We start from the raw sequence: 12,810 nt of genomic DNA, 5'->3' as shown, positions 1-12,810 counted from the left end.
TCGAGCCCTTCCAGGAAGAGCGTCCAGAGGCTCAAAGGCAAAATCGATGGGCTTCTGGTCTCCGGCAACAAAGATCCGTGGCCTGAGGTACGCGACCAGTTGAACCGACTTCTGCGCGGCTGGTCGAGTTACTTCAGCTACGGCACCCGGCTGATGGCCTACCGGGCGGTCGACAATCACGTCTATGATCGCGTGCGACACTTCCTGCGAAGACGGTGCAAGGTGCAAGGACGCGGCACACGAAGGTTCCCCGCTGACCATGTCTTCGGGCCCGCCGGCGTGCTGCGGCTCCGCCGCGTGCATCTGGGGCCGCTGCCGCGTGCCATGTGATGAAACCAGTCGGAAAGCCGGATGCCGGAAATCGGCACGTCCGGTTTGATGAGCGGGGAGAGGAAACGGGACGTTGCCGCACGGCCCATAGTCACCGCGCCTCTCCTCGACTCTACCCATCGGGCTATGGGACATTCGCGAAAGTGATCTTCCGCACGCCGGAATGTCTGGAATCGTGCAAGAAATCCGTCGAAACCGAGGTCAAATCGAACCCGGCCAACTTGGGGATCGACCAACCTCTGATCTATAGTTTGAGCGGACCAGGTCCGCATCCCGAGGTTGCCGTGAACGATTTGCAATGGGCCCCGATCGGTCCGCCCCAACCGATCCCTCCACCGCTGCCGCCCACGCGGGTCGACTTCACCGGCGATCGTTCCGGGTTTCGCAAATTGGTCACCAAGGGTGCGATGCTCGAGCTCGTCACCTTCGGCTTCTACCGCTTCTGGCTGGTGACCGACATCCGCCGTCACCTCTGGTCGAACACGTCGATCGACGGTGACGCCGCCGAATATACCGGGCGGGCTAAGGAGCTTCTGATCGGCTTCCTCATCGCGCTCGCGATCCTGGTGCCGATCTATCTCGCCTATTTCCTGATTGGCATTGAGTTCGAGCGTTGGCAGGGCTTTGCCTCGACGCCGCTGTTCATCAGCTTCTACGCCTTCGGCCAGTTCGCGATTTTTCGCGCGCGGCGCTATCGGCTGACGCGCACGGTCTGGCGCGGCGTTCGGTTCTGGATGGACGGCTCGGGCTGGACCTATTCGCTCCGCGCCATGCTGTGGGGCTTGCTCGTGTTCCTGACGCTCGGCCTGGCGCTGCCATGGCGCGTGGCGTCGCTGGAGCGCTACAAGATGCGGCACACCCATTTCGGCGATCTGCGAGGCGATTTCGAGGGCGACGGCTGGCAGTTCTTCAAGCGCGGCTGGTGGCTATGGCTGCTGAGTCCGGTCGCGCTGGTGATCTTCCCGCTTGCCCCGTTCTTCTATGCCCAGTTCAAGGCGCGCGAGTGGCGCTGGTGGCTCGATGGGATACGCATTGGCGGCGTGAGCCTGTCCTCGAATTTGCCGACCAACGCGTTCTATGGCCTGTACTGGAAGGTGATCGGCTGGTGGCTGCTGCTCTCGACCATTTTTGCTGCCTATCTCGGCGGCGCGACCATGCTTGCCGTCCAACTGAGTGGCCTTTCGGCCGAGCAGGTGTTCGGGCCCGACAATGCCTCCAAGAGCATTCCGATGCTGGTGATGATGGTCATCGGCTATTTTGCCGTCGCTCTTGCGATCAACATCATTATGCGCATCTATCTCCAGCGCGATCTCTGGGTGAAGGTGCTGGAAACTATCGAGGTGCACAACATCGCGGCAGCTGCCGACGTGCGCGGCAGCGGCGAGCTCGCCAGCGCGCTCGGCGAAGGTTTTGCTGACGGGCTTGATGTCGCGGGATTTTGAATTGTGAGTGAAATGTCCGCCGAAGCTGTCGCGCAGTCGGCAAAGCCGACGATCTTCTTCGACGGCGTATCCAGTCGCAGGCGACAGGTCACGCTGACGCTTGGTGACGCGCTTGAGATCGCCGACGCACTCGAGATCGCCGAGCCGGGCGAGGCCGAGGGGCCGCGGACGATCGCGCGCTGGCCCTATGCCGACATCCGTCGCGCCGACAGTCCGGCCGGAATCCTGCGTCTTGCCGCGACCTCCGCGCCGCCGCTGGCACGGCTCGAGATCCGTGATGCCTCGCTCGCAGCGGACTTGGTCGCGCGCTGTATCCGGCTCGACGAGCACCAGACCACGCGCCGCGGTATTGCGAAGATCGTCGGCTGGTCGATGGCCGCCGCCGTTTCCATCGTCTGCGTCGTGCTGTTCGGCGTGCCGCTCGCAGCCGACCGTCTCGCCCCGCTGGTGCCCAAACCGGTCGAACGGCGGATCGGCGATGCCGCCGAGGTCCAGGTGAAGACCATTTTCGGTCGCGGCGTGTGCGAAGATGCGGCGGGCAAGGCTGCCTTCACGAAACTCGTCAACCGGTTGCGCGATGCCGCCGGCCTCGACGACGATTCCATGACGGCGGGCGTGCTGCCGACCTCGGTGCCGAATGCGTTTGCGCTGCCGGGCGGCAAGGTCTTCGTGATGCAGGGCCTGCTCGACAAGGCGCAAAGCCCCGACGAGCTCGCCGGCATCCTCGCCCACGAGCTCGGCCATCTCAAGCATCACGACAACATGCGCGGGCTGATCTACAACGGCGGCACCTCGTTCTTGATCGGCCTGTTGTTCGGCGACGTCACCGGCTCGTCGGCCGTGATCTTCGCCTCGCGCAGCGTAGTTGAGGCCTCCTATTCGCGAGAGGCCGAGACGGCGGCCGACACGTTCGCGATCGAGATCATGCACGCGCTCGGCCGTTCACCGAAGCCTGCGGCCGAATTGATGTTCCGCATCACCGGCAAGGAAGGCGGTAGCGGCTTCACGATCCTGGCGAGCCATCCTCTGACTGAGGACCGTCTCGCCCGCATGACCAAGGAAGACCGCCCCGCCAGCGGCCCGCCGCTGCTGACGGACAAGGAGTGGCAGTCGCTGAAGTTGATTTGCGGCAGCGGGAAGATTTAGGGCAAGTTGCTATAATCAGACGGCCTTACGGGGAAGTCTGTTTCACCGCCAAATCTGATCGAAAATGTTCCGGTCTACTGATACTCGGTAAGGAATTCCGTCGTATCGAGCGGCTTCGGGATCGAGATCTTCACCGTCCTTTCCGGATTTTGCCTCACGACGTACATGTCGATGAGCTTTGCCCCCGAGAGGGATCGTTCTACGGTCGCGCCAGTCTTCATGTTGATCGCCGTCGCTCCGCAGTCCCGGAAATCCACCGTGCCATAGTCCGGAAGTGGCATCGGGGTGGGATCGGGCGGGATCGCCGGTCTCTCCATCACCCATTCTGCTGTCGCTCCTCTAACTTTGAAGGGAATCCCGCCGTTGGCCGGGGGCGGCGCGCTCTGAAAGAATTGTACGACGCGGCCAGTCGTAATGTTCGTGATCACGAACGACACCCCGGCGCGATCAGCGGCCACCTGCATGTAGCACATGATCAGATCGCCAGGATGAATCGTCGGTGCAGCGAGCTTGATTGGCAGTGCCTGGGTTCCGAGGCCCCTGACCCACCACTGCCACCACGCGAAAAACGACCTCGTCGGGATGCCCATGTTCGGCTCGATATTTTGTGCCGTGCCAAACTGCGGAAGAGTCGACATGTAGTACCGACGCTGTCCGTCAAAACCGATCCATGTGGAGCTGAGATCCTTTTCGCCGGGCCTCGCGCCGGGCGGAAGGTTCGGCGTCGGAACCTGAAACTTCGTCCAAATCGACGAAAATACCATACCATCCCTGGGCGTGATGTAGGCGCCAGACCAATTGAGGCTGGTTTGCCGCCGCGGCGATTCCCAGAAAAATCCGCGGATCTGTGTCGCGACGGGAGGAAGTATGTCGAAAGCGAATTGCTCGAATGCCAGCGACGTGGCGAACATCCGTTGCCAAAATGCGTATTCGGTCGGCTGAAATTTCGGATCCGGCCGCATCGGAAACCCGAACTTCTTCAGGTCTTCTTGTCGCGCCTGTAACGGGTCGAACCCTCCCGGAGGTGGAGTGCTCGTTATCGAAGCGTCGACGAGCTTCCTTAGGGCGCCGACGTCCAATCGGGGATGCAGTGCTTGCTCGACACTCATTGCCATTCCCCCGCTGCGGCGGCAATCGCCTGATCGAACATTGTCACCGTGCCTGCTGTCAGGATGACGGTATCCATCAAATCCGCCAGCCTGGCACCGCCTGCGGAGTCTCCGGCGTAGTGCAAACCGGCGATCTCCCGGTTTCGCGCGATCATGTCCGCCAGAACCGTCAAGTCAGCGCTCCATACGATCTGGTCAGCCGCAGGCATCGGATTCGGCATCGATGCCGTTGCGGCAAATATCCTGAGCATGCAGTTCTTCATCAAATGCGCCTGCGTGGAATGCCCGCTCGGCCAGGATGAGTGGCCGGGGACGGGGATAGGCGGCAGCAATGCGGGACAGATTTGCGCTGGTCGGGGCAAGTCGTATTTGTCCTTGAGATACAATGCTGCAAACGATCCGATCAGGCTGGCGATGTTCAATACGCGCCAGGTTTGCGGATGCGATTCCGGCCGGATCGTCAGCACGGCCAAAAAATCAGAGAAGAATTCGCCGTCCTGCGACAGGATGAGCCCCATGGCATCCGGCCGTTCGTCCCGAGCGGCGAGTACAAGGTCATCAATTTGGCCGTTGAAGTCGGCGACAAGGGCGTTCCGAATATTTGTGAGCATGGGATCCGCATCGACGGTCGCCGCCCAGTTGGGGACCTTGGCCAACATCTCATGCAAGACGCGCCACGCATACCAGTTCGCCGACCATTGCCTGTTGCCGAAGAACGCCGGCGGGATTCGCCGCAGCGAGCCAAGGTCACTCATCCCGCCTGGGGCAAGTCTTGTGACGAATGGTAAGTCGACCCGGTCGGAGATGAACCAGCCAACACCTCCGATGTTGCCGGTGTTTCCGGTGTTGCCCGTGTTGCCCGTATTCCCGGTATTGCCTGTGTTGCCCGTGTTACCTGTCATGACGTCTCCCCTTTTTCGAAAGTTGTCGCCAGCAGTCAGCGTCAGTCGGGAAGCCCCGCGGATCGGAGGTGCCCGAGCCAGGTTTCCAATGCAGCGCCGCGAAATGGGCAGCGTCTCGCATAGGATGATACGCGGAAATCCGGTTGAATTTGCAGGTAGCGATGCGCGGCCTGCGCGGCCTCCTCGTGTCGGCCCAACGCGCCGAGCGTGACGATGAGAAGGCGCTGATTGAAACGGATGAGCCCGTTGCGGCTCACCGCGCTGCGCACCCACTCCAATGCCTGCTCGTAGTCGCCATTTACGTAGTGAGCCTGCCCCAATAGTCCCTCGTGCCAGAACGAGCGGGCGTCGAGGGGGGAAAGCCGCACGCCCTGCTCGCCTTGGCGCACGGCCGCGGGGCCGTCACCCAGAAAGCCCGAAGTCGCGCTTGCCATGGTCCAGGCCATGGCCGAACTCGGGCCAGCGGCAATCGCGCGCTCCAGCGCGATCTTTGCCTTCTGAAAATCACCGAGCAAAAATGATTGGACGTGGCCATACACCGCCAACGCGAAGGCATCGTCGCCGCCTCGTGTGATGGCCTCCGTCGCATATTTGGCGCCAGCGATGGCGTCGCCATCCGGATCCGCCGATCCGATCTCTCCGATTCGGAACACGTACCAGAGAGCGGCATAGGAATAGGCCAAGGCATAATTGGGATCATGCGATATCGCCTGCTCGAGCAGGCCCCGCGCCTTCGAAAATGAATCGTAGTCCATTCGGTACAACAGATCGAATGCCTGCAGCACGAGTTCGTAGGCGGTCAAATTCTGGGGATGCTTGCGCATCGCTCGCATCAATTCCCGCTCGCGCACCTGCGGCGCGATCTGTCTTACGACACTGATGGCAATCCGGTCCTGAAGAGCAAACAGTTCGCTGGGGTCGCCTTCGTGCAAATCCGAACGAATGACCTCTCCGGATTCAGCGTCACTGAGTTCGGTCACGATACGGACAGCTGTCGCCGTTCGTTGCACCCCTCCATAGAGGACGTAACGGACGCCGAGCTGACGGCCGATTTCACGCACGTCGATATTGCGGCCGCCGAAGCCGAGGCTTGCGCCTCTCGATACGACGAAGAGCTCCTTGAGTCCGGCGAGGCCGCGGATGATGTCGTCAACAACACCATCGGCGAAATAGGCCTCGTCAGGGTTGGAGAGATTCATTCGAAACGGCAAAACGGCAATCGATGGGCGCGGCTCCTGACCCGCGGGAGCTTCCCCGACAAGCTTTGCGGGTTGCGTGGGCGGGTGGAGCGCATACACACGAACCGGTCGACCCATATTGCGAAGATGCAGATCGCCGAGATCTATGACGTTTACGTCGAAATCCTTGCCAAGCTGCTCGGCAATTGCGCCCGAAACGACGATGCCGCCCGCCTGCGCATAGGTTTGAAGACGAGCCGCAATATTTACGCCTTCGCCATAGACGTCATCTTTCTCTACGATGATGTCGGCCGCGTTCAACCCCATGCGAAAGCTGATGCGCTGATCCGCGGGCATCCCCGCAGTATTCGCGGCGACCGATTCCTGAAGCGAAAGAGCGCAGCGCGTCGCGTCTCGCGCGGTATCGAAGGTTGCCAGGAAGCCATCGCCGGTATTCTTGACGATCGTTCCGTGAAGCGCCGCAACACCGGGGTCAAGGACCTCCGAACGCAGCTGCATGAGCCGCGTGTGAGTGTCTAGCTCGTGCGCTTCCATCAATCGGGTATACCCAACCACGTCGGCTGCGAGGACTGCCGCTAGACGCCGATGAACTCCCGGCACGGATGGGGTCATATGACTGATACTTCTATGTAATTCTATGAATGCGTCCGCAAAATCAAAAACAACCGATGACCAGCCTCGAGAAGGATACCTTCATCGCGGTCGCAAAGGAAGGGAATTACAATCTGAGCAAATCGTGGGTGCGCTGCACATGACCAGCGAGACGTGCCCCACAATTTTCAGTTGCAGCAGAGAGACTGAATCGGTGTTGCGGTTCCCGCGTCAGACACCGCGGCACTCGCTGACCTCGAAATCTCATCGCGTCCCGTAGGCCCGGTCGCCGGCATCGCCGAGACCCGGCACGATGAAGCCGTTTTCGTCGAGCCCTTCATCTACAGCGGCCGTCCAGATCGGGACGTCCGGATGCAGCCCACGCAGCCGCTCGAGTCCTTCCGGAGCTGCGATCAGGCAGGCCAGCCGAATATCCTTTGCGCCGCGCTCCTTCAGCCGATCGATCGCGGCAACGGCCGTGTTGGCGGTCGCGACCACCGGCGTCACCACAATCGCCAGGCGCTCGCTAAGATCGGACGGCGATTTGAAAAAGTACTCGACCGCGGCAAAACTGTGCGGCTCGCGGTAGAGCCCGATATGCGCGACGCGCGCGGTCGGGACCAGATCCATCATGCCGTCGACGAAGGTGGTGCCGGCGCGGAGCATCGGCACGAACACCAGCTTCTTGCCGGCGATCTTGGCCGAGTGCATGCGCGCCAGCGGCGTGTCGACGACGACGTCGGTGAGCGGCAGGTCGCGCGTCACCTCGTAGCACAAGAGCATCCCGATCTCCTTGATCAGCTCGCGGAATGACTTGGTCGAGATGGATTTGTCCCGCACCAGGGTCAGCTTGTGCTGAACCAGCGGATGATCGACGACGGTGACGCCTTCCATGATCGGATGCTCCTGAGTTCACAAACGCGGTGCATGAGGCTCGTCAACCTCTCCCGCGTGCGGGAGAGGTCGGCGCGAAGCGCCGGGTGAGGGCTCTGTCCTCTTGGGGATTCTCGACTGCGGTGACACCCTCTCCCCAGCCCTCCCCCGCAAGCGGGGGAGGGAGCGCACCTGCTTCGCGGCATCCATCGCGTCTGATTGCATCATGCTCTAAAAAACCGTGCCGTCACTAATTACCTTGAGCGGCGGCGCGCCGTCACTTCGGCGCGCGAAGGCGATGGCCCGGCCGGCCGCCCAGGTGCCGCCTTCCAGAATGCTGGCGAGCGGCAGTGACTCCGACGTGCGGCCGAGTTTCGCGCGCACGAGGTCTGCGAGCCGGTCCAGCAGCGCGACGGTGAGGGCGCGCCACTCCACGACAAGCAGCGAGTCGATCGCATGCGCGCGCTCGGCATCAGCGGGATCGCGCAGGCGAAGCACCTCGTGATCGACGAACAGCCCGCCATTGCGGTATTCGGCGAGCCCGGTCAGGCCGTCGATGTCAGTGACCTCAAATCCGGCGCGCTGGAGCGGCTCGATCAGCGAATAGCTCAGCCATTGCGACAGCTTGTGCAGCGGCACGAGGCCCGCGGTCGCATCATCGGCCTTGATCGCCGGATGGCGCCAGCAATCGCCGAGCGGAACGCCGGCAAGTTCAAGCCGCGACGGCCAGATCGGTCCGAGCTGGTTCAGCACCGCGGACACGATAGCGGGCGCGGGAAGCGCGCCGTCCGTCGCCTGCGCCGCGACGTGATCGAACAAGCCGCCCGGCCGCGGCGTGTCGTGCAAGCCGAAAACATCCGCACGCTCCGCCACTAGCCGTCCCAGTCGCCGCAGCAGATCCGTGCGTCCTTCGAGACCGAGCAACGGATTGGCATCGCTCACCTGGAAGGCAGACGTGAGCGCGGTGAGCGGCAGTTTTGCGAGCACATCCGCATCGACCCTTAACGGCGCGCGCGCGTCGCCCGAGAAGAGGCCGCTCGCGAACATGTCGAGGCTTGCGATCGCGAGCCCCTCGGATCGGCCGATACATTCTCCCGTGAGCGCATCGCGGTATCGCCAGGCGGGTCCGGCGCCAGCATCGAGCAGCACGCTGACGATCGCGAGGTCGAATTCCGCGCGCGCCCGCGCCGCGCGGTCCGGCCAGGACGTCACGTCGGCAAGGCGCGCACAGCGATCGACTCCGCCAAGCACGAAATGCCGCCAGCGCGCATGAAAGGGAATGTCGAGCGTCGGATAGGCCCGGCGCGTGACCGCGACCACGGCGTCCGCGACACTGTCCATCCGATCGAGATCGACTGTGAAATGGCTTAAGCCGTCGCGCAGGCCGAGTTCAAGCATCTGCTCCGCACGCGCGCGCACCGCCTCAGCGCTGAGGAGCGAGCGGGCCGGTTGTTCTGGGGCGTCCGCCATGACGTTCAGTATTTTTCCAGCGAACGCCCGACTATGTCGTTCACGTCCTTTTCAGTCACATCGTCGCCGGAATAATAGCCGGCGGCCTTCTTCGCGGCGATCTCGACATAGGCATCGGCGGGAATCAGCTCCGGCGGGATCGGTACGCGCTCGACGATGTCGATGCCCTGCGAGGTCAGCGCATCATGTTTCATGTCGCTCATCGACAGGAAGCGGTCGATGCGCTTTAAGCCCAGCCAGTGGATCGTATCCGGCATCAGCTGCTGGAAGCGCGCATCCTGGACCCCGGCGACGCATTCGGTGCGCTCGAAATAGGCGGCGGCCGCGTCGCCATCCTCCTGGCGCTTGCGGGCATTGTAGACCAGGAATTTGGTGACCTCGCCGAGTGCGCGGCCTTCCTTGCGGTTGTAGACGACGAGCCCGAGGCCGCCATCCTGCGCGCCGCGCGCCGATTCCTCGATGCCGTGGATGAGGTAGGGTCGGCAGGTGCAGATGTCGGAGCCGAACACGTCGGAGCCGTTGCACTCGTCATGCACGCGGCAAGTGATTTTGGTGCGATGGTCGGGCAGCTTGGTCACGTCGCCGAACATGTAGACGGTGGTGCCGCCGATCGGCGGCAGGAACACCTTCATGTCCGGCCGCGTCACCAATTCGGGGAACATGCCGGCGGTCTGCTCGAACAGCGTGCGCCGCAGCTCGGTCTCGCCCGTGCCGAAGCGCTCGGCGAGGCCGGGCAGGTACCAGACCGGGTCGATCGCGATCTTCACCACGGACACGCTGCCATTGGCGTGCACGACCTCGCCGTCGGCGCGGAGCCGTTTTGCGGCAAGCGCCTCGCGGATCTCCGGCAGGTCCAGCCGCGCGCGCGTCACCGCGATGCTCGGCCTTATGTCGCAGCCCTCCGCAATCTCCTTGCGGAAATTCTCGGCGACGAGGTGGCCCCAGGGATCGAGCGCGACGATCTTGGCCGGATCGCTCCACTGCGGAAACGGCCCGATGGTCGCGGCAGGAAAGGTGTTGGTGAGGTCGGGACGGCGGATCGGATCGAGCGCGCCCGCGGAGACGGCGAGCGCTCGATACATCGCATAGGATCCGCCATGGCTGCCGATCACGTTGCGATCCTGCGCGCGCGACACCGTACCGATGATCGGACCCCTAGCCCGCGCATCCGCGGCACCCCAGTGGATCGGAAAGGCGGCCTTCCTGCCCGGCTCCGGATGGGAGGTGAGGCGGATGTGGTCGGTACGGTTCGCGCGGCTCATGACCAAACTCCCAAAAAGCCAACGGCCCGCCGCTCGGACGGGCCTGGCTCGGTCGCGCTGCCGGTGCTGAACACGGGTCACGCGAGCTCAATCAAACATATTGTAGCGGGCAGTCGCGACAGACAAGTTAATCGTGCGGCACCGGCCGGGCCGTTCGCGGCCAAAATCTCCTCATCAGCGCGCCGGCAGGGGCACGCCCTGAACTCGGCGCCCTCGCGCCGGCCGGCTCGCCACGATCGGCTTAAGGGGTTGAAGTATTTCTATTTTTCATGTTTTCAAGGGGCGGTGCATGGTTTGTCCGGCCGGCGCCCTATCCTGGACAAAACGTGTAATCAGACCAATCGTACAGATCGCCTTCGCCTTGGAGACCGCCATGCCTTCCGCCAGCTACATCGACCCCCGCAACGGAAAGCTCTATCCGCTCGACCAGCCGCGCTGGTGCTCGGACGAGCGCACGCCGCTGCTGGTGACGCCGGGGGCAGGGATATCGCGGGACGAGATCGAGGGCCGCACGCGATCGCTCTGGCGCTACCGGGCGGCGCTGCCGGTCGAGATCAAAAGCCCGATCACGCTCGGCGAAGGCTGCACGCCGCTGGTCCAGCAGGAATGGGGCGACTTGCGGCCATTCTTCAAGCTCGAATGGTTCAACCCGACCGGCAGCTTCAAGGACAGAGGTTCTGCGGTCATGCTGTCGTTCCTGCGGCAGATCGGCGTCGACGCCATTCTGGAGGATTCTTCCGGCAATGGCGGCTCGTCGATGGCGGGACTCGGCGCCGCCGGCGGCATGCGCGTGAAGATCCTGGCGCCCGCGTCGACTTCGCCGGCCAAGATCGCCCAGGTACGCGCCTATGGCGCCGCGGTGCAGCTCGTCGAGGGCCCGCGCGAGGAGTCGGAGGCCGAGGCGATCCGCCAGTCTAACCAGACCTTCTACGCCAGCCATAACTGGCAGCCGTTCTTCCTCGAAGGCACCAAGTCGCTCGCCTATGAAATCTGGGAGGATCTCGGCTTCCGCGCGCCCGACAACGTCATCGTCCCCGTCGGCGCCGGCAGCAGCCTGCTCGGTTGCGCCTTCGGCTTCCGCGAGCTCAAGAAAGCCGGTCAGATCGCAAAGCTGCCGCGCCTGTTCGCGGCGCAGCCACAAAACTGCTCACCGATCGATGCGAGTTTTCAGGCCGGCGTCGACACGCCGGTGCCGCGCGAGGTGCACAAGACCATCGCCGAAGGCACCGCGATCAAGCATCCCCTGCGCCTGCGCGAGATCATCGGCGCCTTGCGCGAGAGCGGCGGCGGCACCGTTGCGCTCAGCGAGGACGAGATCGTCGCCGCCCTGCGGCGGCTCGCGCGGCAGGGCCTGTTCGCCGAGCCGACCAGCGCGGGCGCGGCCGCGGCACTGGAAAAACTGTCCGGCGCCGGCGCCATGAAGGCAAACGAGACCTCGGTGGCGGTGCTCACCGGCACCGGCCTCAAGGCCGCAACCACTGTCGCCGATCTCGTGCAATAGGGCCGGCGCGGAACGGCCCTTGCATCTGCGTTGAACCTTCGGCGCCCGGTGGCAGCCTCATGAAGATCGAAATCGAGTGAAGGGAGAGTTCCATGAACGCGCAGGACCCGTTTGCAGGCTTCAAGGCAGTCCAGAAGGAAGCCTGGTCGCTGTTCACGCCGATGGAGGTGTTCACGACGCCGTCGGCCGCCAGGCTCGTGAACTTTGCCGGCGTTGCCGCCGGTCAAAATCTGCTCGACGTCGGCTGCGGTACCGGCGTCGTCGCGATCACGGCGGCGCGCCGCGGTGCCAAGGTCAGGGGTCTGGATTTGTCGCCTGTCCTGATCGAGCGCGCCCGCGAGCACGCAGCTCTGGTGAGCCTCGATATCGACTTTCGGGATGGCGATGCAGAGAGCCTGCCGTACGGCGACAACGAGTTCGACGTGGTGCTCAGCCAGTTCGGCCACATGTTCGCGCCGCGACCCGATGTCACCATCGCCGAGATGCTGCGCGTGCTCAAGCCCGGCGGCACCATCGCCTTCTCCACCTGGCCGCCGCATCTCTTTGTCGGACGGATGTTCGCGCTGATCGGGGCCCGCTTGCCGCCGCCCGAGGGTGTGGCGTCGCCGGTCCTATGGGGCGACCCAAAGGTCATCACCGAACGCCTCGCGGACAGGGTGAAGGACCTCTCCTTCGAGATGGACATGATGACGCCGTCCGCACTCAGCCCGCAGCATTTTCGCCGCACCATGGAAGCGACGATCGGGCCTCTGATCAAGCTCGTCGCCGAGTACAAGGACGAACCGGAGAAGCTCAAGAGCTTGCGCACCGAGTTCGAAGCGCTGATCTCCGGTTATTTCGATGCCGGCAACAACGTGATGCGCCAGCAGTTTCTGATGACGAAGGCGAGGAAGGTGTAAGGCCGATGCGATAAGGAGCCACGATCGCGACTGCCGACCCTTCTCCCCCTGTGCGAGAAGTTGGCTCGCCGCGCGGCGGCGAGACG

11 protein-coding genes are annotated in these 12,810 nt (G+C 63.4%); 5 read left to right on the top strand and 6 right to left on the bottom strand.

Features of this window, described 5'->3' with window-relative positions:
- The 3 genes from IVA82_RS07570 to IVA82_RS07560 all read left to right on the top strand — a co-directional run.
- Positions 1-330 (top strand): group II intron maturase-specific domain-containing protein (locus IVA82_RS07570; protein ID WP_276578781.1); only part of this gene is annotated, 330 nt, incomplete at its 5' end.
- A 284-nt stretch (positions 331-614) separates the two neighbouring features.
- Complete coding sequence (locus IVA82_RS07565) at positions 615-1,772, top strand: YjgN family protein (RefSeq protein ID WP_247381391.1); 1,158 nt, start codon at positions 615-617, stop codon at positions 1,770-1,772.
- A gap of 3 nt (positions 1,773-1,775) precedes the next feature.
- On the top strand, positions 1,776-2,918 hold the full coding sequence (locus IVA82_RS07560; RefSeq protein WP_247381389.1) for a M48 family metallopeptidase: 1,143 nt from the start codon (positions 1,776-1,778) through the stop codon (positions 2,916-2,918).
- Between the two features lie 74 nt (positions 2,919-2,992).
- Here IVA82_RS07560 and IVA82_RS07555 read toward each other — a convergent pair whose 3' ends face one another.
- From IVA82_RS07555 to IVA82_RS07530, 6 genes are all read right to left on the bottom strand, one after another.
- Entirely contained in the window at positions 2,993-4,027 is a 1,035-nt protein-coding gene (locus IVA82_RS07555) for a G1 family glutamic endopeptidase (protein WP_247381387.1), read from the bottom strand.
- Positions 4,024-4,929 (bottom strand): hypothetical protein, encoded by a 906-nt coding sequence (locus IVA82_RS07550; RefSeq protein WP_247381385.1) that lies wholly within the window; start codon positions 4,927-4,929, stop codon positions 4,024-4,026. The genes IVA82_RS07555 and IVA82_RS07550 overlap by 4 nt, the downstream gene beginning before the upstream one ends.
- Positions 4,930-4,970: 41 nt before the next feature.
- The gene (locus IVA82_RS07545; RefSeq protein ID WP_256469629.1) at positions 4,971-6,740 is read right to left on the bottom strand and encodes an adenylate/guanylate cyclase domain-containing protein; all 1,770 of its coding nucleotides are present in this window, start codon (positions 6,738-6,740) and stop codon (positions 4,971-4,973) included.
- Positions 6,741-6,983: 243 nt separating this feature from the next.
- On the bottom strand, positions 6,984-7,613 hold the full coding sequence (gene upp / locus IVA82_RS07540; protein WP_247381381.1) for a uracil phosphoribosyltransferase: 630 nt from the start codon (positions 7,611-7,613) through the stop codon (positions 6,984-6,986).
- A 210-nt stretch (positions 7,614-7,823) separates the two neighbouring features.
- Complete coding sequence (locus tag IVA82_RS07535; protein ID WP_247381380.1) at positions 7,824-9,062, bottom strand: URC4/urg3 family protein; 1,239 nt, start codon at positions 9,060-9,062, stop codon at positions 7,824-7,826.
- 5 nt (positions 9,063-9,067) lie between these two features.
- Positions 9,068-10,324 (bottom strand): GTP cyclohydrolase II, encoded by a 1,257-nt coding sequence (locus IVA82_RS07530; RefSeq protein WP_247381378.1) that lies wholly within the window; start codon positions 10,322-10,324, stop codon positions 9,068-9,070.
- 373 nt (positions 10,325-10,697) lie between these two features.
- Between IVA82_RS07530 and IVA82_RS07525 the strand changes: the two genes are divergently transcribed.
- On the top strand, positions 10,698-11,825 hold the full coding sequence (locus IVA82_RS07525) for a threonine synthase (RefSeq protein WP_247381376.1): 1,128 nt from the start codon (positions 10,698-10,700) through the stop codon (positions 11,823-11,825).
- A 92-nt stretch (positions 11,826-11,917) separates the two neighbouring features.
- Entirely contained in the window at positions 11,918-12,724 is an 807-nt protein-coding gene (locus tag IVA82_RS07520) for a class I SAM-dependent methyltransferase (RefSeq protein ID WP_247381373.1), read from the top strand.
- Positions 12,725-12,810: the final 86 nt, after the last annotated feature.

This window comes from Bradyrhizobium sp. 142, assembly GCF_023074015.1.
Classification (GTDB): Bacteria; Pseudomonadota; Alphaproteobacteria; order Rhizobiales; family Xanthobacteraceae; genus Bradyrhizobium.
This window is presented reverse-complemented; position numbering and strand designations above follow the sequence as displayed.

Excerpts from the sequence above, each read along its gene's own strand:
- IVA82_RS07555 (WP_247381387.1), bottom strand. The coding sequence starts at position 4,027 with ATGAGTGTCGAGCAAGCACTGCATCCCCGATTGGACGTCGGCGCCCTA.
- IVA82_RS07550 (WP_247381385.1), bottom strand. The coding sequence starts at position 4,929 with ATGACAGGTAACACGGGCAACACAGGCAATACCGGGAATACGGGCAAC.
- IVA82_RS07545 (WP_256469629.1), bottom strand. The coding sequence starts at position 6,740 with ATGACCCCATCCGTGCCGGGAGTTCATCGGCGTCTAGCGGCAGTCCTC.
- upp (WP_247381381.1), bottom strand. The coding sequence starts at position 7,613 with ATGGAAGGCGTCACCGTCGTCGATCATCCGCTGGTTCAGCACAAGCTG.
- IVA82_RS07535 (WP_247381380.1), bottom strand. The coding sequence starts at position 9,062 with ATGGCGGACGCCCCAGAACAACCGGCCCGCTCGCTCCTCAGCGCTGAG.
- IVA82_RS07530 (WP_247381378.1), bottom strand. The coding sequence starts at position 10,324 with ATGAGCCGCGCGAACCGTACCGACCACATCCGCCTCACCTCCCATCCG.
- IVA82_RS07525 (WP_247381376.1), top strand. The coding sequence starts at position 10,698 with ATGCCTTCCGCCAGCTACATCGACCCCCGCAACGGAAAGCTCTATCCG.
- IVA82_RS07520 (WP_247381373.1), top strand. The coding sequence starts at position 11,918 with ATGAACGCGCAGGACCCGTTTGCAGGCTTCAAGGCAGTCCAGAAGGAA.